This window comes from Flavobacterium sp. 140616W15 (genome assembly GCF_003668995.1).
Classification (GTDB): domain Bacteria; phylum Bacteroidota; class Bacteroidia; order Flavobacteriales; family Flavobacteriaceae; genus Flavobacterium.
This window is the reverse complement of sequence record NZ_CP033068.1, coordinates 1,271,557-1,291,065: the sequence shown is the minus strand read 5'-3', so window position 1 is coordinate 1,291,065 and position 19,509 is coordinate 1,271,557. Positions and strand designations below refer to the sequence as shown.

Sequence of the window (19,509 nt, the reverse complement as noted above, 5' to 3'; positions counted from 1 at the left end):
ATACTATTAAAACAAAAAAAGAGACTCGAAAGTCTCTTTGTAAATTAATATATCTTCTATAAATAATTACTTATTGATTAATTTTTCAAGCTTCACCATCATTTCATCTCTCTCTCTCAACATACGCTCATATAATGCAATTTTCTCATCATATAATTGAACAATTTTATCAATTGTATTAAATGTACAATTATCATTCTTCTGAAAACCAATTGCACCATTATCGAAATTATTCGAAATAAAATTTATTGCTTGTTCTTCATCAAAATTCTGAAAAGCTTCAACTGGAATTCTTAATACAGCTGATATTTGTTTCAACAGGCTATCTTCAATTACATCTTTCTGCTCCAGCATAGAAATTTTCTTCTGGTTCCATTCTTCTCCCAAATCAAAAGCTAAAGCTTCCTGTTTTATGTTAAGCATTTCTCTGAAACGTTTTACGTTTCTTCCCTGATGTATTTTCTGTTCCATAATGAATATCAATTTTCCAAAGACTCAAAGATAAAGCCATTTGGATTAAAAATAGTGAATTTCAAAGATAAAAAAAAATCCCACTTCGTAAGAAATGGGATTTTTTTGTGACCTCGACTGGATTCAAACCAGTAACCTCTTGAGCCGTAATCAAGTGCGCTATTCAGTTGCGCCACGAGGCCTTTTGTTTACAATTCCGCTATTTTTTTGTAGCTTTGTTGTGTGCTCATTGCGGGTGCAAATATAAGAACAAATGTTAGATAAACAAGCAAAAAATAACAGAAAAATTAAAAAAAATGCAGATAAAAAATTATATACGTGATATTCAAGACTTTCCAAAAGAAGGAATTTTATTCAAAGACATCACTCCACTCCTAAATGACCCCATTGCGAGGGAAGAATCGCTTAAAATTTTATTAGATTCTTTAGAAGGTCAAAAAATAGACAAGGTAATTGGAGCTGAAAGTCGTGGTTTTTTCTTCGGAATGTTACTTGCACAAAAATTAAATGCAGGTTTTGTACCTGTAAGGAAACCAAAAAAGCTTCCTTTTAAAACTATTTCAGCAGAATTCGACTTAGAATACGGCACCGATTCATTAGAAATACATATTGATGCTATTAAAAAAGGTGACAAAGTATTAATTCACGATGATGTTTTAGCCACAGGCGGAACTGCCAAAGCGATGTGTGATCTAGTAACTGAATTAGGTGGCGAAATTGTACAATGCAACTTTTTGATGGAACTTTCCTTTTTAAATGGAAGAGAGAAAATAAAAGAGAATCCCATTTTTGCGGCAATTACATATTAAGGCTTTAAAAGCTTTTAAAATATCTAGAGCATACTATTATTAGAATTAACTATAATGCCTTTTAGAAGCGGCGAAACCTTATGCTGTATTTGTATCAAGATATGATAATAAAAAAACATCCCATAAAGAAAGGTTCTTTTGGGATGTTTTAATTTTTAAAAGTGTGTTAAGCCATTTCTACTTCTTCTACTTTTAATATTTCTAGTTTTAAATCGCCTTTCTTAGAAGGCCAGTCTATAAGTTTACCTACCTTTTGAAAACTTGATGCAAAAAAAAGGAGCACAAACAGAGCATAATAAATTGAAGCAAATAATTTGATTTTTGATTTTTGATTTGGATAATTAATATATTGTAATAATGCTGTCCATTCAGATTGACTAATGGAATATTCATTTATTAATACCACAGTTTAAGAATTGTTTTTTAGGTATTTATACCTGTTTTTAATTTTAAGAGTTTTAGTATATTTGATTTGTAATACCTATTCAGTCAAAAATGATACTGGAAATACAATGCGAAATACAAAAACAAAATTTCAACAGAAAACGGACTCAAAGATACTTTCACCTCAAAAAGATATAAATGTCATCACGGTTAAAAATGCAGGTATTGTACTATTGAATAATTATATAGAAATGTTAATAGACAGACTGGATTTATTAGAAAAAAAACAATTTAAAGATAGTAGTTCACAATTAAATGCTGTTCATTATTTGCAATATGTTGTCACCGGGTTAACCAAAACAGAAGAAACCTCATTACCTCTAAATAAAGTATTGTGCGGATTACCCATAACAACACCTGTGATAGAGAATATAACTATTACAGAAGATCAAAAAAATTTAATTAATGGACTTATTAGTGCCGCCATTTCCCATTGGCCAAACGTAGGAGACACCTCCATATTAGGATTTAGAGGAAATTGGTTGGTACGAGATGGGATCCTTATAGAAAAAGAAGAACGCTGGGAATTAACTGTTGATAAAAGAGCCTATGACTTATTGATTCACAAATCACCCTTTTCATTTTCTATTATTAAATACCCCTGGATGCAAAAACCTTTGCATGTTATTTGGCCCTATTAATTAAATATGATAATAAAAAAAACATCCCATAAAGAAAGGTTCTTTTGGGATGTTTTAATTTTTAAAAGTGTGTTAAGCCATTTCTACTTCTTCTACTTTTAATATTTCTAGTTTTAAATCGCCTTTCTTAGAAGGCCATTCTATAAGTTTACCTACCTTGTACCCTACCATTGCAATACCTTCATCAGAAAGAATAGAAATTTTATTTTTACTCGTTTTTACTTTTTGAGGCCCTACAAACACAACTGTTTTCTCTTCGTTGTTTGTGTGATCTTTGTAAGTTACTTTTCTATTTACAGAAACAATATCTTCTGGTAAATCTTTTCTTAAAACCTGAGATGCTTTTTTAAGCTCAGCTAATAATAATATTTCCTCTTCTATTGTTACTTTCTTTCTTCTTAAATGATCTTTAATTAAATCGTATATTCCTGTTGTTAAAATAATATTTTGTGACATAACTTTCTTGCGTTACTTCATTTCTCATTAGGCATGATATATAACTCATCATTAAATATCGTATAGCTCTATAGTTTGGATCCAATGATACCATGGTCCTAAATGAAAATTGAAGATTAAAATAAATTGAGCCGTCTAAATAAAGGGGTCCCTGTCTAGAGTTTTGACAGGGCTTAAAGAATAAACTCTTTTGAGCTTCTTAAGAAAGTATCGTCATGCAAGTATAACAACGTACCCAAAAGGCACATCAAGTGATTATCTGTTAAATAAAAATTTGAAGTAGTCATTATTATAATATGCTATTAATTCTTCGCAAGATACACCTTTTTTTGAAAGAAAAAATTCTCAAAAAAAAGGCCAAATATCAAAAAAACTAAAAAGTTAGCTTTTTGAAACACATACTCTTAAAATAATAGTTTTAAAGCAATAATACTACAGAACTTCTAAGAAAGGAATCGTTTACAACCTTACATAAGCTGCTAATTGAACTATATTATTAACAGTATTATTATTTTTACCAAGAACAAATTGATTCATATACCCTGCTTCAATATCAAATTTTGGACTTATTCTCCAGCCTAATGCTAAGTAAGCTCTGTTTTGATCAAAAAACTTGCCATTGGGAGCGTTTTCTACATTCACAAATACTTCATTTTGCAAGGCTACAAAAGCGCCATTTGTAAAACTTGTTGTTGGTGAAAGTGGAAATATAGAACGGGTAAAATAACGCAATCGTTGCGCAAAATCATAACTATCAGTTACTAGTTCGTTTTGATCAATCGTAGGTTGCCCCATGAAACGCTGTTCTAATCTAAAACGATGTTGCAAACTCACTGGACGATTATTTGATGTAAACTGTTGGTTAAAAATAAATTGTTCCCATATTCTATGTTCTGGAACCCAACCATCAATATCCATAACAGTTCTATTGTTCCCGATATAAGCATAACCAATTGTAGTAGTCATGTTATTTTTTATATTATAATTCAAACCTGCACGTATAATAAAAGATTGAGTATCTTCTAATTTATCTGTACTCCTCACCTGTCCATCAAAATGTACACTAAATTTATTATCTAATTTGTAAGTAAAAAAGGCGGCATTCCAACCGCTAAAAGTATGTTGCGTTTGAGCGCTTAAAGTTGTGTTAAACAAAAAAATTATGATACTGAATAAGGTAATGAACGGAAATCTAAAAAGCATATTTGATTGAATTATATAATGAAATCGCTAATTTATAGAATTTATAATTTAGTTAAACTCTTCACATTGTTAATTCTTATTTAATAGTTAGGGGAAACTAATTTATTTACTTTTATCCTCTTCCCTATTTTTACTTTATTCTTCTTTAAATAACCAAAAGAATAAATAAGTTTACCAATCCCTAAGTTTATTCTAAATAAAATATCAATTTATTATATTCTATAGCTACCTTGATATCTATTAGTATAATTTTTCTTATCTTTAAGAAATAGATTCTGTTTTATAGAAAATAGCATGATTGAAATTCTTAACCTTGACAAGAAGCAATACCCTACTGGATTTAGTGCACACTTAATTAAATCTAATGAAAATGCACTTTTAAATAAGTCATTCAGAAGTTCCTTTTACCAAATGTTTTGGGTAAAATCTGGAGAGCTTACACTAAACTTGGATAACAATCTAATCCATTTAGATAAATTTGAATGTAGTTTTATTGGTCTAAACCAAGTATTTAGCGTAGAAACCTCATCTGAATTTGAAGTGTTGCTTGTTTGTTTTGAAGAAGCATTTTATTGTCGCACCGATCTTGACAGGGACTTTTTAGAATCCTGTATCTTTTTTAACTCGCAACAAGCATTAAAATACAAATTACACAATTCTCTAAAAAAAGCTATTATACAGCACCATCAGTCTTTATTACACATATGTAGGCAACCTTACAATGAATTAATGTACCACTTTGCACATAATACTGTAGAGCGATTGTTGCTTTATACCCAAAAAGGATTATTAGACAAGTCGTATAGCCCTATTGAAACATTTAAAAAATCTGAAGTAAATGTTGCTAATAATTTCAGGAAATTGGTACAAGAAAACCTGAGAAATATGCGATTTGTAAAGGATTATGCCGATAAAATGAATATATCCGTTAAGAGCTTAAACGAAATATGTAATAGTATATATGGTAAGTCTCCTAAAAAAATAATTACCGAAGAAATCGTCATAGAAAGCAAACGCTTACTACGATACACTGCTATGAGTATTAAAGAAGTTGCCTTTGAACTGCTGTTTGTTGATCCTAGCAATTTTATTCGTTTTTTTACAAATGCTACAGGAATGTCTCCTAAACAATACAGAACCCAATTTGAAGATAAACGGGTGTATATACCTAAGCAAAAACCAATACCAGTTGCAAATACAATAACTAAGTAATCATTGCTAAAACTTGCAACAACATGTCTGTCAAAATCTCCTAAAAATTAGTTTCTACATCGTAATAGCTTGCCGTAAACACCTAACATACTGCTATTTACATTTTAAACAATAATCTCCCTTGTTATAAAATGACATTAAAAACTCCGTTTTTGACTTTGACTTCCGTCATTCACGAAAGTAATTTTGTGCCATCTAAATAGCTTAGATAATCTAACTGTTTAGAACATAAACTTTAAACAAATTATTAAATGAAAAAATTTTTGATAGCTGCATCATTTGCAATTATTGCATTGTCAGCAAATTCTATTAATGCACAAACAACAAACCTAAATGTAAATGTAGCAAACGTTTATTCACTTGAGGTAACTAACCCAACAGTTAGTATCGGAATGAATACAGCTGCTAACTTTACAGGAGGTAACACAACAGGTTCTTTGCCGAACCACATTAAAGTTAGTGCTACTAATGGTTATAAAGTAACTGTTCAGGCAGCTACTGAGCTAACATCACCAGGAAACGATGTTATTCCAGTATCGACTGTTGTTGTATCAACTACTCCAGGTACTTACTCTGGTGCTTCTGGTAGTATTGACGCAGGATCAAACGCAACTTTCCCTGCAAATGCTCAAGCACTTAGTGTAACTACTCCAGTTGAGATTATTTCTTCAACTACAGGTGATATTCGTGGATTTAACATACAGTACACAATTCCTCCAGTGAGTGCTCCTGTATATTTAAACAAGCCTGAAGCTATTTACAGCACTTTGCTTACTTACACTATAGTAGCAAATTAAAATAATAAAAACTTTTAGTAAAATGGCACTAATCTGAATTTTGGGTTAGTGCTATTTTAATATATTTTATTTTCAGAATTAATTGTCTTCTGGAGGATATTGTTGAACCATTAGAAACATAATTAGAGTTGAAAACTTCAAAAAACATATGGAAATTTTTTCTGTTGCTACTTTGTTCTATTCCCGCAATGGCACAAAGCATAGGATCTGCACAAACGCAGGTTAATGTTACTATTGCGCAAGTACAAAGCATACAGGTTTCTCAGCCTACAGTTAATATAAGTATGGCTCAGCCTTCTCATTTTCTTTTAGGAAATAGTTCGGGGCAACAACCCGACCATATAAAGGTGAGCTCAAGTACTGCTTATGAGGTAACTGTAAAAGCAAGCACAGAATATTTTTCTCATAACGGAAACAGCACTACATTACCTGTAAATACAATTACTGTAAAAACGGCCACAGGTACCCTTACTAATTCAAATGCTGCTCCTCCAGCTGGTCTTCAGATAGCATCGCAAATTATGCTTTCTAAATTACCAACAACAATTATAAAATCTCCTGCAGGTGAATGGGGTCGCGGATTTCATGTTAATTATGTAATACCTGATACAAAATCACCAAGCTACCTCAATCGTGAAGCAGGTGCATATAGTACTACAATTATGTATACGTTAATTCCTCAATAATTGGTATATTTACTACTATTAAAAAATGAAAAAAATGAGAAATTTCATATTGATTCTAATTGGATTACTCATGGTAAACCAAATACAAGCTCAGGCAGGTATATCTGTATCACCAGGACGCTTATATTATAAATTAAATGCAGGTGCATCGGGCTCACAATATATTAACCTAACAAACCCTACCGACAAGGAACTTGAAGTAGGTGTTTCTTTTAATGATTGGGAATATGAGCCATCTGGTAATAATAAAATTGCAGAAGCAAATACGCTTCCAACTTCATGCACCGACTGGATACAAATTTTACCAACCTCCTATTTTGTTGTTAAACCTGGTGAGACTAAACAAATAGAAGTACTATTTAAAGTCCCTGCCAATGCTGATACATCTATTCCTGTTCATACAGGTATGATTTTCTTTACCCAGCTTAATCCTGGTACTGCCATAGATCAAAATGGAGCTGCTATACAAGTAACTGTAAGGATGGGCGTAAAAGTGTATCATAGTTTTATTAAAGAAAATAAAGTTCTTGTTGATTTTGTTGATTTTACAAGCTACGCAGATGATAACAAGAATAAAATCATTGAATTAAAAATAGAAAACCAAGGTAATCTTTGGACAGATGGAAAAGTAAAATGGGAACTATTTAACAATAGTACTGGTAAAAAAAGTACCTTAAAAGAATCAGAATTTTATACGCTTCCTAAAGATATTAGGGTATTAAAACAACAATTACCATCTGACCTTGCCAAAGGGAATTATACTGTTTCAGCAATTTTAACTTATGGAGAAAAAGATATTATAAAAATTGCAGAACTAGAATTTAGCCTATGAAACAACTAGTAATTATCATATATTTTTCTTTGTTTGCCCAATATACCGTCAATGCTCAGTATATGCTGGGTGGCTATAATAGCGGGCAACCTGTGTTTTCTACTTATGCAGAAATGGTATCTGGAAAAACACTAAATAATCAAATCTCTATTCCTATACAATATTATGGACCCCATATGAATGTAAACGAATGGAAACTCACCGTAAGACTTACGCAAGACTATACCAATGATTCTAACAGTGCCTATACTGTAGGAGCACAATATAGCTACTTAAAGTTTAACAGTCAGGAAAATAGTGGTTCTGCCAATGGAAATCTAATAAACATACCTACACAGGTGTTTCAATTAAGTAAATACAATGAGGTTACTCTTATTCATAGCAATGTAAATTTAAATGGTGCTGTAAACAGGCTCTTTCGCTATAACTTAACTGTTCAGGGCGGCAATCAATTATTAGTGAGTCCAAACGGGATGTATAATTCATCTTATGAATTCAAGCTTTATAAAATATCTGAAGGAGCAGAACAGCTAATAGGCATTTATACCTCTCCGATGGGAAATGCCAGGTTTCAGTTATCGTTTGGTGGAAATTTTGGAAGCCAAAGTGTTGTGCTACAAAATGGTGCTCAACAATTTAATATCAATTATAGCACTCCAACCGATTATGCAGTAGAAAAATCGGTTACAATTGCAAATGCGCTACGAGTTAACACTTATAATTCGCAACTAGCAGTAGAGGCATCAGGAGATTTTATATCACCTACATCATCACAAACATTGCCTCTTTCTATCCTTAAATTGCAATTAAGTACTAATATGGCTTATAAAGGATTACAGATTATTTCTCCTATAACACTGGCAACAACAACACAGCCAGTTGCTATTAAATCCAGCAGTACGCCTCAGGATATAACATACAATATAAAATTCTTTATACCCGCAAATAGCCCTGGGCTTAATGTTAGTCCTGGTACCTATAGCACCCGTGTTTACTTTGTAATAATGCCAAATTAATTCTCTTTATACATGCTGGTTAAATACTATAAAATATTATTATTTCTTGCTTTCTGGGGATCAGGCATAAGTGCTTGGGCTCAAAACAATAGTTTTAATATAGAATTTACCAACAATAAAATTGAAACAAATAGCAAAGGAGTTATTGATGCTTATGTAAAAATAATAAACACTAGCTCACAGTCGATAGAAGGTGTTTTTGACGCACATAGTAGTCACGAAGATATTTACCTTTCATTAAAAAAATCAAAAAACATTACAATAGCTGCTCATGATAGTATCTTCATTCCGATAAAAGCTATTGTTGCTGCGACTGCAAAAGCGGGTAACCAAAGTACTATCGAAGCTGTATTTACAATTGTTGAGACACAGGAAACTAAAAGTGTGTTTTTACCTGTTTATATACGCGAAAGAAAATTAGTAAAAGTAATGCTACTCGAAACTAATCTAATCTATGAAAGAATCGGTGATAGTCTTGCTATACCTATACGTATTTCTAACGAAGGGAATACTGCTCAAAAAGTGACCATCTTAGCCCGTTATCCCGATTTTATAACCCGAAACGCAATAGAAAATACCGATATCCATATTCAGGCATTTACAGATACTATTGTAGTATTAAAAAAAGTGGTTAACAAAACGGTATTAAATCAAGAAGACATCACTATTAATATCACTGCTCTGTACAGTAATGGAGATATAATTAATAATGGTACCGTAAGAGCAAGCTCTATCAGGCAAGACAGAAGATATGTTTCACCATATAACCCAGATTATAACCTTACATTTAATCAAACGAATCAGGTTACTGCTAGTATACAACACAATAGCGACAATACAAACGCTTATTTTATATATGCTAATGCACAGGCAGAAATTAACAAAGGAGTGCTACAGGCAAATGTAGATGTGAACTGGTGGGAGAATTCAGATCAGGTTTTTTTGAGAAATACCTGGCTTAGCTATAAAGAAAAAAACTATGGTGCTACAATTGGAAACATATCAAAGTTTTTTGACCTCAACCTAATAGGAAGAGGTGCCGAAGGATTTTTTAAACCCAATGAAAAAAGTACCATCGAGGCTGGAGCAATTGATAAAACGTATAACCTAATTGATGATTCAAGCTTGTCATTTGGAAAATCGGCATGGGCAATGTACACGCATAATAACGGGTGGATGCAAAAAAAAGGATATGAAAACACGATTATTTATGATGATGATACTTATTCTGGTACTAAAAATTACTTAGCATCATCACGATTTTCATTATATACATCCGAAAATTTTAACCTTAGAGCCGGAGGAGCAATTAGTAACCTTACATCTGAAATTGAAACAGGTAATAAAATAGGTGGTGCAGGAGAAGTTCAGTTTAATGGTAAACTCAAAAATTTATTCTACAGTAGTTCTAATTACCTAAGTTCAGGTTACTTCTCGGGAATGAGAAAAGGAGTTATCAACCTAAATGAAAGAGTAAATTTACCTGTAGGCAAATTCAACTTATGGGGTGTTTATAATTATTTATCAGCAAAGCCAGAATCCTTTGCTAATCAATTTACTTCAACTCATTTTTCTACAGCTCGTTACGATGTAGGTGTATCAAGACGATTTTCTTCATTAATACTATCTCTATCTCCGTATTATTATACCGAAAGTCGTAAAGAACAGCTGCTAAGTACAACAAATCCTAATGGATATTCAATGAAAGCAGCCCGAATGACTTTAGGGCTAACCTATTACAATACTCCTACAAACCAAAATGTATCGTTATCTTTTGAAGGAGGACAATTTACTGCCACGACAATAGATAAAAACGAATTCCATTTTAAAACAAATTTTATTTACAGCTGGAAAATTCTAAACCTATTGGCCTTTTATCAATATAATAATTTTTACTTAGGAGAAATCATTGCTAACTCACAATTGGGCATAGAAAAAGTATATACGAATCTGACCATCTCTCCTACTTTACAGCAAAAGTTTTTTAACGATAAGCTAACTGTTAATCTCGGAATGGTATATTCTAAAAATAGCATGATTAATGAATCACTTCAGATTAACGGACGTTTAGATTATGACATCAGTAAAGATTTCAGCCTATTTGTTTACAATTATTATAGTGATTTTTCTACCAGTATAAATACATTAAACACCATACAGCTAGGGCTAACAAAACGTTTTAATCCAATAAAAATTGATAAAACAAAAAGCGAACTTGAAGTTTATGTTTACTATGAAACTGGAGACAAAAATAAAACAACCGCTAAAAATACACCTGCAACAAATCAGCTAGTACTTATTGATGGAAAAGCATTTAGAACAGATAATAAAGGAATCTTAAAATACAGGTCATTACCCCCTGGATCTTATACTATAAAACCCATTAATACTGATGAGTGGTACGCTAATGCTGTAAAAGCGACGATAAATGCTGATACTAAAATTGCTATAGGCTTAAATAAAACAGCCTCTATAAAAGGGTCTTTATCATACGTTGCTACCGACAAAAGTTTTGATATCACAAAGAAAAAAGGAGGATTACCAATAATTGCAATAGATGACAACGGTAACGTATTTACAACAAAAACCGATGAAAATGGAAACTTTGTATTGTATGTACCTAAAGGATCCTATACTGTGAGTCTTGAAAAAACAGGAATTTCAGAATATGTAGAAGTAGAAAATAACAATCAGCTTATAAATGCAGCGCCTGATGAAATTAAAGAAGTAAAATTTACTTTAGCTATAAAAGAAAAACGTGTAGAAACAAGAAAATTTAGCTCAAACGGATTCAAAAAACAGTAAGTTTAGTGCATTCTGTGTAAGTTTTAGTTCCAAACTTTGATTTAATTTTTTATAATTTCCAATGGCAAAGTAAATTTGAATGTACTGCCTTTTCCTGGTTCGCTTTCGGTCCAAATTTTACCTTGATGCATTTTTATAAATTCACTACAAAGTAATAATCCGAGTCCGCTCCCACTTTCATTTTCAGTACCTTTTTGAGTTACTTTTCCATTAATTTTAAATAATTTTTCTTTTATATTATCTGGAATTCCAATACCATTATCTGTTATAGCGATTTCTACTTTTTGATGCTTTCTTTTGATCTTCACTGTAATCTCTCCATGCTTATCAGTAAATTTAATAGCATTAGTCAATAAATTACGTACAATGGTGTCAATCATATTTTTGTCGGCCTCAACCTCTATAATCTCAGATGATTCAAACGAGAGATTGATGTTTTTATTTAAAGCCGCATTTTTGTTAAGTTCAATATTTTCCTTAATCAAAGTGTTTAATATGATTCTCTTAGGACTAAATTCTATCATTCCTGTTTGTACTTTCGACCAGTCCAAAAGATTTTCTAGTAATTTATAGCTATTCTTATTCGATTCATGGAGCATTTCTATAATTTCTCTAATTTCGTCGCGGCTATATCCTTCAATATTTTGCGTTAATATTTCTGAAAGCCCAGCCGATGATCCTAATGGCCCTCTCAGATCATGGGCTATAATAGAGAAAAACTGGTTTTTATCGTCTAAAAGTTTTTTAATTTTATGATCTTGTCTTTCTTTTACCAGTAACAAAAAACCTACTGTTCCGATGAGTGTTAGTAGAAACAAGCTTATACTATACAAAGTATCAAAAACACTATAGGAAAAAAAGTCCTTCTGCGGATTTAAATAATTATAAATCATTCGCGTAATAATTAAGACTTCGAATGCAGCGTAACAAAACACATAAAAAGTTCGGAAAAAATTATTTCCTTTTTCTATAAAATAACTAATCGTAGGAGGCAAATAAATAGCAAAAACACCAAGAGATATAATTAAAACACGAGTATTAATTGTGCTTCCTAATAAGACAAATGTGTTAAAAACCAAAATTCCAACAATGGTTATTCCTATTTGTAATTTGTATCGCCTTTTTGTTTTACTCTTAAGCATTGCCAACATTGCTAACGTTTCATAGCAACAGGCTATAAGAACGAAGCTATTTGCAATATTAATAGAGATTATATCTGAAATGATACCCCGTAACAGAATTAATGTCCATCCGATGGTGAGTAATAATTTTCCATACCCAAATTTTTTTAACATCTTCCTGTTTTCAGTGGTAGCATATGAAAAGGAATAACTAAAAATAAGAATACAGATAAACAAATTTGCCCAAAAATAAAGAAGGAAAACAGTTTTTGGGTCTAATGAAAAAGGTTCAGACATTATAGATTTTATGGGATTTAAAAAACCAATGATCAAATATACAAATTAAGGCAACAATCGAATATAATATTATACTGAGCTTCTTTTTATATTTGATAATTAACGCGCTATAAATGCAATAAATAGTATAATTAAATGTTTATTAAATAAGTATTGCTGTATTTAATTTTAAGATTAATCTACATTTATATATTAATATTTAAGAGATATGAAAAAGATATTGTTTTTAATTATAATGATTAGCGTTTCTATACAAGGATACACACAGGATGAGCTCAATACTAAATTTAAGCCGATTCCTCCTAAAGAATCGAAAATCAAAAAAGCTATTCCTCCTAAAGAAATTGCACCCAAAATTGACCCACCACCCCTTGTAGAAAAACCAGATCCTTTAAAAGTAAATCCAGAGGAACTTTTTAAAGATAGTAGTTTATACAAAAAAGAAGCTAATGTTGAAGGCATATTTTATAGACGAAATCAATATTTAGGAAGCTTCAAAACAAAATCACTTACTTCTACAATTCGCTACCGAGATGCTGCTTTTGTAGATGGCGATAAGATAAAAGTATATCTGAATGATCAAATAATTGTACCCGAAGTTAGTTTGAATGGAGAATTTCAAGAATTCAAAATAAAATTAGTAGATGGAATTAACAAAATTGATTTTGAAGCTTTAAACGAAGGTTTCGCTTCACCAAATACTGCCGAATTTCAGGTTTTTGACGATAAAGGAACTGTTATTGAAGCCAGCCAATGGAATGTAGGTACAGGTTATAAAGCTACCATTAGATTAATAAAAGAATAAACACCCAATTAAAGAGACATGCCCCAAATAGTTAGACACTATTTGGGGCATTTTTTATGGAAATAAAAGTTAAATCTGCTTATACATTTATGTATAAATATGTTGAATTAGTATTAATTTATCAGTCGGTTTCTTGCCGCCTTCAAACCTACTGCCAACATTATAAGTACAACTACTAAAAGAAAATATAAGGAAAGATTCCATGTATTTCCATATTCATATAGCTTACCAAATATTGGAGGTCCAAATGCTGCTAATAAATACCCTACCGATTGTGCCATTCCTGATATTTTTGTAGCAGCATGACTATCTGTTGTACGAAGTACAAAAAACATCATCGATAAACTAAAAGATAGACCTGAAGATATTCCGAAGAGTATAACTGAAGTATAGATGTATTGCAACTGAAAGAATACTATTAGTAACACACTGATAAACATTCCTGCAGCAACAACTAAAACCAAGCTTTTCTGATTGGAAAGTTTAGACGCAATAATTGGCCCCAGAAAAGTTAGAGGAAGCATTGCCATCTGCATAAAAGACAAAACCCATCCGCTTTCTTCTTTTAGCATACCAAAATCTTGCAGTAACATCGGAAGCCAAGTCACAAGAGAATAATACATTAACGATTGTAGCCCCATGAAGATGCTAATTTGCCATGCCAATGGAGATTTAAAAATATTTAGATTACTTTTTATCATTTTTTGAGTTTCAGCTATTTCAGTTTTTTTTAATGCAATAGGCAGCCATATCAAAAAAGAAAACACTGCAACCCAAATCCATATTCCTAAAGAACCTTTCCAGCCTAGACCACTTAATTTACCAATTGCTATACTAAAACCAGAGGCAAGTGCTGCGGTAAGATTCATAGAAACAGAATAAAAGCCGATTACCATTCCTGATTTATTAGGGAAAGTTTTCTTTATATATCCCGGTACCAAAACATTTCCAATACATATTGCTATACCAAGTATGGCAGACCCTAGAAATAATGTGAAAACGGTTCCCATTACTCTAATATATAATCCAGCTATTAAAAGTACAATTGAGAACAACAAAAACTTCTCTATACTAAGTTTTCTAGATAGTTGTCCTACAAAAATTGATAAAAAAGCAAACGCCATTAATGGTATAGTAGTCAGTAATCCAGCTTCGCTATTAGAAAGATTTAGCGACTTACTTATTTCAGTTAGTACTGGACCAAGAGTTGATAATGGTGCACGCAATGTGGCTGCAACAAATAGGATTCCGATAAAAGGAAGTAAGATTTCAAAACAGAATTTCGTCTTACTATTCCAGTTTTTTTTATGTGTATTCATAATATTTTTTACTGTTGCAAATTTAAAATGAGTATTATAATTAAATTTGCCATATGTTTAATCTAAAACGACACTAAATGGATTTTGCCATACATTCTGAAACACCGAACGAATTAGTAGATCGCATTGTCAAAAAAGCCTATGTTTGGTTTGAAGACAATTGGAAACACGATACCAAAGAGCATTTCCATAAAAGAGCACAACTTGTTTATGTAGAAAAAGGTTTTCAATACCTTCATATTAATGGACGCATCTACCTCCTACCTCAAAATCATGCGGCATGGATACCTTCTAATCTATCTCACAGAACAACAACTGTTTCTGATAATATAAATCTGAGAACCATTTTTTATTCCATTGACTCGGGAAATGTATTTTATGATAAATTAAGAATCTTTTCTGTTCCCCCCGTACTTCGGGAGATTATATCCTATTCATCTAAGTGGAGCAAAATAGAACAATACTCTATTGAGGAAGAAGCATTTCTAAATGCCATTTTTGTAGGATTACCTAGTTTCTTTAAAGATGCAATGACTTTAAATATCGTTATTCCCAATGATGAACGATTATTACAAATAAGCAATTTTATTATTGATAATATTGGAAATGATTTGCAAGTGACTACAATAGCCGAAAACTACAATATGTCATTACGATCCTTAGAAAGGATATTTAAGAAAGAAACAACAATTACAATTTCTAAGTACATACAGTTAGTACGAATCATAAAAGGTATTGAATTTTTAAGTAGTGGAAAATATACTGTATCGCAGGTAGCGTATCTTGTAGGTTACAAAAGCCTTCAAGCATTTAGTTCTAGTTTTTTTCAGATACTAAATAAAAGACCTAACGAATTTTTAGGAGCTTAAAATCTCTATTGTAACTGAAACTTTTATTATATTTTTTGTGTATCTAATCTTTTATAAACTAATTAATCCACATTATCATATATAAAACAATTAATAGGGTAATTGTAATGACAGAAAATAAAATAGGAACTAACCATATACCCAACTTAATATGTGCTTTAAAATAGAAAAAGTAAGCTAAAATTAATACTCCTATATTACAAATAGCCAAAATATTCAATTCAATAAAATCAGCAGGAAATTGTCCACTCTCATGTTTATGGACATAATATAAATGTCCAAAACTCCCTAATTGAACTACGGCTATTATTATTGGAAAAATCATTAATTTATTCATTCTGTGTACTCAATATTTTTTTTAAAAGTAGGACTTATTTCTTTTCAGAATAACAAGGTTCTTTTTTATTAAAAATGCAATGTGGAAAACGAACATCTACCGAATCTTTTAGAGTATATGTTTTCGTACTGTCTATTGATCCATCTTTATTATAATACTTCCATTCTCCAATCTTAAAATTATTTCTAACCTCACCTTCTTCTTTTAAAACTTCTAGTGAATAATCCTGAGTCTTCCCATTCCATTGACTATAATAATAGTTTTTCAAAATACCATTTCCTTTTAAAAGTAAAACGTTTTCTTTAATAAAATCATATTGTATGTCACCTTCATCATTATAAGAAACAGAATACATATTGGGACGAGGATTGTTATTTACATTTATTGTATAACCCATTGGTTTTCCGTTAATAACATAAACGATATAATCAATATCTTCATTTTGGCGATAAAAAATTTGAAGGCTATCAATTTCTTTGTTTTCATAATATAGTACTCCATTCTTCATACTATATTGTTTCTTAACAACTTCAATACTTTTGGAATGTTTAGAATCATAGTTTCTTATTGTCGTCATGTTTTTATCATTATACCAACTATCTGTTTTCTTAAATTTGATTCCTGAATTTCCGCAAGCTGTTTTATAGTCTGGTTTTGGAATAGATATCGAAACTGGTTTTTGAGGTATCTGTTTTTTTTGCGCAATACAAGTTGCAAACAATAAATTGGTTATAATTATTGAAAATAGTTTTTTCATTTTAATGATATATGTTTTTAGCTTATTTCTCCATAATTTCTCATTGATATCTATTAAAAGTTAAAGCTTTATTTTCAGCCTTCGATCTGATTTATCTACCTCAAAACCTCATAGTCTCTTCAGATTATTTCTTTTTTAGTTTAATCTTTTCATGAATATTGAGTCTTTTTTATATAAATCATTTGAATTACCGTATACTTCAATAGTATCTGTCAGATAATTTTTATTTTTTAAAAGAATTAAATTTGCCAGATTATGAGATGCCATTCCTAAACTTACTTTGGTTTGTTTACATACCTCAAAGTAACCCTTTATAGAAGATATAGCAACAACTACATGCTCTCCATCTAATAACTGTATCACTTCTACATTTTCAATTGGAGTTTTGGAAATGGAGTCATATACATAACATTTCATCTCTACTCTTTGAGTATCCCTGGCACATGACACAAATAATAATAGTAATAATAATAGATTATTTTTTTTCATTTTATTTTGGTCTAGCATAACAATCTAAGAATATTTATCCCTTTTCGGAATAACAAGGTTCTTTTTTATTAAAAATGCAATACGGAAAGCGAACGTCAACTGAATCTTTTAGAGTATATGTTTTCGTACTCTCTATTGATCCACTTTTATTATAATACTTCCATTTTCCAATCTTAAAATTATTTTCAACCTCGCCTTCGGATTTCAAAATAGGCGTTGTTATAACTCCACTACTCTTTTCATTTTTGGGATAATAGTAATCTATATAATAGCCATTCCCTTTTGAAAACTCATTTTCTAGTTCAGAGATCCTCTTTATATTACCCTCTTTATCATAATAATAACTTTTTCCTGAGGGGATAAGATCATTAATGATTTGAATTTCATGACTTTCCACAAGTCCGTTATTAATATGTATAAATTGAATAGTTGTTTCATCGTGAAATACTAATCTCATACTTTTAATAACTCCATTTCTACAAGTTAATTTTCCTGATTTCAATAAAAAATCTTTTTTAAACTGCTTTACCGAATTATATCCTGAGAGGTTTATATTAGAAAATTTATATTCTTCAAAATTATCACAAGTATCAAGTTTATATTCCTTTCTATAAATAAGTTTACCATTATTCCATTTTTCTTTTTTTATTATCTTTCCATTCTTGTGATAATACTTCCAAATTCCTTGATATTTCCCTTCCAAAAACTCACCTTCTGCAAAATTATATTGAATAGATGTTGGAGTGTCATTTCCTGAAGTTAAGTAGTATGAGTAAAGAGTTGTTTTTCCATCAATTATATCACACTCACTATCAAATAGATAACAATACAAATTATCTTCATTTTGTTGTAACTCTTCAAAATTTAATATTAGATGTCCTTTTTTATTAGGTAAAATATTTTTAATTATAGCTGTTTTCTCTTTGCCTGCTTTTGGAGGTCTTTCAAATTTTTGCTGTGCAAAAGAATTAAGAAAGAACAAAAAATTAAAAATTAAAATAATTGATATTTTCATACTACTATTTATTTTCGATTATAAAACCATAATATAATTTCACATCATTTTGCATAATCTTCCATTGCCATTTAGTATAGATATTTCTTTTGGATGAATACCCCATAAAATTTAATGTAGATTTTTATTAAATATCTTTATATACATTTTGAGCTTTTCTCGTACTTTTTTATATCCTAATTTGATTTAGTATTTATTCTTGTAATCACATAAAGAGCTTAATTCTCTATAAAACTAACTATTGAATCATTTTTATAAATAACATTTTTTTTGTCTTCATAAGTCCCTGCGTCATTAAAGCAATCTTCTTTCCACAAGCCATTTCTCAAACCATTGGCATAATTTCCATCTTTAAAACAAATTCCATTATATTCTTTCCAATAACCTTCTTTGTTATGATTAGTGTTAAATACTCCTTCTCCATCAATAATAATCGCAGGATTCATAGTCATTATAAGACGATAAGTGCTATTTTTTTCTAAATATAATTTATTAATATACTTGCCAACAGGTTTATTTTTATCATAATGGCAGAAATACAACGTATCTTTTTGTTTAATAAAACTCATCTCCCCATCTAACTTTCCTTTTTTTAAAGTATACATGAAATTTAATTTAGGATATATATACATCCCAGATTTTTTACCGATTTTTAAATACTGAAAGTCCTTTGTTATGTAGTTAATGCCATCATGATTATCTTCATATCTATTTTCAACATGATAACTTTTACAGGAAACAAAAAGATATAGTATTATAATCTTGAATATGTTTAAATTCATCATTTAATTTTTTTCACAATGTATTGTTCTTATTGTTTAATACATTCTTTATAAAAACGCCAAATTCCATAATGTTTTATGCCCATTCCAATCATTAACATCTAATCAATGATCTTATCCTTTTGCCTTCAAAATAAGTCTGACGATTATAAAAGACAAGATAAAGAATACAAAAAAAAGAACTAAAGCTACAACTGCTGCTCCAAAACTTATAAAGCCTTTTGAAAAAATACAGCTTGTAATAATCAATGAAATAATTGCCCCAATTATTATTGATTTTATATTTATAATATCATTTTTATTCATTAGGCTACTGTTTTGTTTTAACAAATATTAGATTGACTTT

At 30.5% G+C, this 19,509-nt stretch carries 21 protein-coding genes and 1 tRNA gene; 10 read left to right on the top strand and 12 right to left on the bottom strand.

Annotation, left to right across the window (positions count from 1 at the left end; all coding sequences use genetic code 11):
- Window positions 1–66: 66 nt before the first annotated feature.
- Entirely contained in the window at window positions 67–471 is a 405-nt protein-coding gene (locus tag EAG11_RS05635; protein ID WP_129538299.1) for a helix-turn-helix transcriptional regulator, read from the bottom strand.
- Between the two features lie 108 nt (window positions 472–579).
- Window positions 580–653 (bottom strand) — tRNA-Arg (locus EAG11_RS05630).
- Window positions 654–767: 114 nt separating this feature from the next.
- Between EAG11_RS05630 and EAG11_RS05625 the strand changes: the two genes are divergently transcribed.
- The gene (locus EAG11_RS05625; protein ID WP_129538298.1) at window positions 768–1,280 is read left to right on the top strand and encodes an adenine phosphoribosyltransferase; all 513 of its coding nucleotides are present in this window, start codon (window positions 768–770) and stop codon (window positions 1,278–1,280) included.
- A 166-nt stretch (window positions 1,281–1,446) separates the two neighbouring features.
- On the opposite strand, the gene EAG11_RS05620 is transcribed toward EAG11_RS05625, so the two are convergent.
- Window positions 1,447–1,686, bottom strand: a complete 240-nt coding sequence (locus tag EAG11_RS05620; RefSeq protein WP_129538297.1) for a hypothetical protein — start codon at window positions 1,684–1,686, stop codon at window positions 1,447–1,449.
- A gap of 106 nt (window positions 1,687–1,792) precedes the next feature.
- On the opposite strand from EAG11_RS05620, the gene EAG11_RS05615 reads away from it, so the two are divergent.
- Window positions 1,793–2,365 (top strand): contractile injection system tape measure protein, encoded by a 573-nt coding sequence (locus EAG11_RS05615; protein WP_129538296.1) that lies wholly within the window; start codon window positions 1,793–1,795, stop codon window positions 2,363–2,365.
- 72 nt (window positions 2,366–2,437) lie between these two features.
- Here EAG11_RS05615 and EAG11_RS05610 read toward each other — a convergent pair whose 3' ends face one another.
- Together EAG11_RS05610 and EAG11_RS05605 are read right to left on the bottom strand one after the other, a co-directional pair.
- Window positions 2,438–2,821: a GreA/GreB family elongation factor gene (locus EAG11_RS05610; RefSeq protein WP_129538295.1), complete on the bottom strand. Its 384-nt coding sequence runs from the start codon at window positions 2,819–2,821 to the stop codon at window positions 2,438–2,440.
- 459 nt (window positions 2,822–3,280) lie between these two features.
- Window positions 3,281–3,976 carry a DUF2490 domain-containing protein gene (locus EAG11_RS05605; protein WP_164998660.1) on the bottom strand — a complete coding sequence of 232 codons (696 nt, stop codon included), beginning with the start codon at window positions 3,974–3,976 and terminating at the stop codon, window positions 3,281–3,283.
- 342 nt (window positions 3,977–4,318) lie between these two features.
- Between EAG11_RS05605 and EAG11_RS05600 the strand changes: the two genes are divergently transcribed.
- From EAG11_RS05600 to EAG11_RS05575, 6 genes are all read left to right on the top strand, one after another.
- Window positions 4,319–5,236, top strand: a complete 918-nt coding sequence (locus EAG11_RS05600; RefSeq protein ID WP_129538293.1) for an AraC family transcriptional regulator — start codon at window positions 4,319–4,321, stop codon at window positions 5,234–5,236.
- Window positions 5,237–5,487: 251 nt separating this feature from the next.
- The gene (locus tag EAG11_RS05595; RefSeq protein ID WP_129538292.1) at window positions 5,488–6,033 is read left to right on the top strand and encodes a hypothetical protein; all 546 of its coding nucleotides are present in this window, start codon (window positions 5,488–5,490) and stop codon (window positions 6,031–6,033) included.
- A 188-nt stretch (window positions 6,034–6,221) separates the two neighbouring features.
- Window positions 6,222–6,719: a hypothetical protein gene (locus tag EAG11_RS05590; RefSeq protein ID WP_129538291.1), complete on the top strand. Its 498-nt coding sequence runs from the start codon at window positions 6,222–6,224 to the stop codon at window positions 6,717–6,719.
- Between the two features lie 34 nt (window positions 6,720–6,753).
- The gene (locus tag EAG11_RS05585) at window positions 6,754–7,551 is read left to right on the top strand and encodes a hypothetical protein (protein ID WP_129538290.1); all 798 of its coding nucleotides are present in this window, start codon (window positions 6,754–6,756) and stop codon (window positions 7,549–7,551) included.
- Window positions 7,548–8,567, top strand: coding sequence for a hypothetical protein (locus EAG11_RS05580; RefSeq protein WP_129538289.1), 1,020 nt, complete (start codon window positions 7,548–7,550; stop codon window positions 8,565–8,567). The genes EAG11_RS05585 and EAG11_RS05580 overlap by 4 nt, the downstream gene beginning before the upstream one ends.
- 12 nt (window positions 8,568–8,579) lie before the next feature.
- Window positions 8,580–11,372: a carboxypeptidase-like regulatory domain-containing protein gene (locus EAG11_RS05575; RefSeq protein WP_129538288.1), complete on the top strand. Its 2,793-nt coding sequence runs from the start codon at window positions 8,580–8,582 to the stop codon at window positions 11,370–11,372.
- 41 nt (window positions 11,373–11,413) lie between these two features.
- Here EAG11_RS05575 and EAG11_RS05570 read toward each other — a convergent pair whose 3' ends face one another.
- Window positions 11,414–12,667 (bottom strand): sensor histidine kinase KdpD, encoded by a 1,254-nt coding sequence (locus tag EAG11_RS05570; RefSeq protein ID WP_164998659.1) that lies wholly within the window; start codon window positions 12,665–12,667, stop codon window positions 11,414–11,416.
- A 331-nt stretch (window positions 12,668–12,998) separates the two neighbouring features.
- On the opposite strand from EAG11_RS05570, the gene EAG11_RS05565 reads away from it, so the two are divergent.
- Window positions 12,999–13,595 carry a hypothetical protein gene (locus tag EAG11_RS05565; protein ID WP_129538286.1) on the top strand — a complete coding sequence of 199 codons (597 nt, stop codon included), beginning with the start codon at window positions 12,999–13,001 and terminating at the stop codon, window positions 13,593–13,595.
- A 113-nt stretch (window positions 13,596–13,708) separates the two neighbouring features.
- On the opposite strand, the gene EAG11_RS05560 is transcribed toward EAG11_RS05565, so the two are convergent.
- Entirely contained in the window at window positions 13,709–14,914 is a 1,206-nt protein-coding gene (locus tag EAG11_RS05560) for an MFS transporter (protein ID WP_129538285.1), read from the bottom strand.
- A 77-nt stretch (window positions 14,915–14,991) separates the two neighbouring features.
- Between EAG11_RS05560 and EAG11_RS05555 the strand changes: the two genes are divergently transcribed.
- Entirely contained in the window at window positions 14,992–15,783 is a 792-nt protein-coding gene (locus EAG11_RS05555) for an AraC family transcriptional regulator (RefSeq protein WP_129538284.1), read from the top strand.
- Window positions 15,784–16,154: 371 nt separating this feature from the next.
- On the opposite strand, the gene EAG11_RS05550 is transcribed toward EAG11_RS05555, so the two are convergent.
- The 5 genes from EAG11_RS05550 to EAG11_RS05530 form a co-directional block, all read right to left on the bottom strand.
- Complete coding sequence (locus EAG11_RS05550; RefSeq protein WP_129538283.1) at window positions 16,155–16,877, bottom strand: hypothetical protein; 723 nt, start codon at window positions 16,875–16,877, stop codon at window positions 16,155–16,157.
- Between the two features lie 135 nt (window positions 16,878–17,012).
- Window positions 17,013–17,366 (bottom strand): hypothetical protein, encoded by a 354-nt coding sequence (locus EAG11_RS05545; RefSeq protein ID WP_164998658.1) that lies wholly within the window; start codon window positions 17,364–17,366, stop codon window positions 17,013–17,015.
- Window positions 17,367–17,400: 34 nt separating this feature from the next.
- On the bottom strand, window positions 17,401–18,381 hold the full coding sequence (locus EAG11_RS05540) for a hypothetical protein (RefSeq protein ID WP_129538281.1): 981 nt from the start codon (window positions 18,379–18,381) through the stop codon (window positions 17,401–17,403).
- Window positions 18,382–18,599: 218 nt separating this feature from the next.
- Entirely contained in the window at window positions 18,600–19,166 is a 567-nt protein-coding gene (locus tag EAG11_RS05535) for a hypothetical protein (RefSeq protein ID WP_129538280.1), read from the bottom strand.
- Window positions 19,167–19,277: 111 nt separating this feature from the next.
- Window positions 19,278–19,469, bottom strand: a complete 192-nt coding sequence (locus tag EAG11_RS05530; RefSeq protein WP_129538279.1) for a hypothetical protein — start codon at window positions 19,467–19,469, stop codon at window positions 19,278–19,280.
- Window positions 19,470–19,509 lie beyond the last annotated feature (40 nt).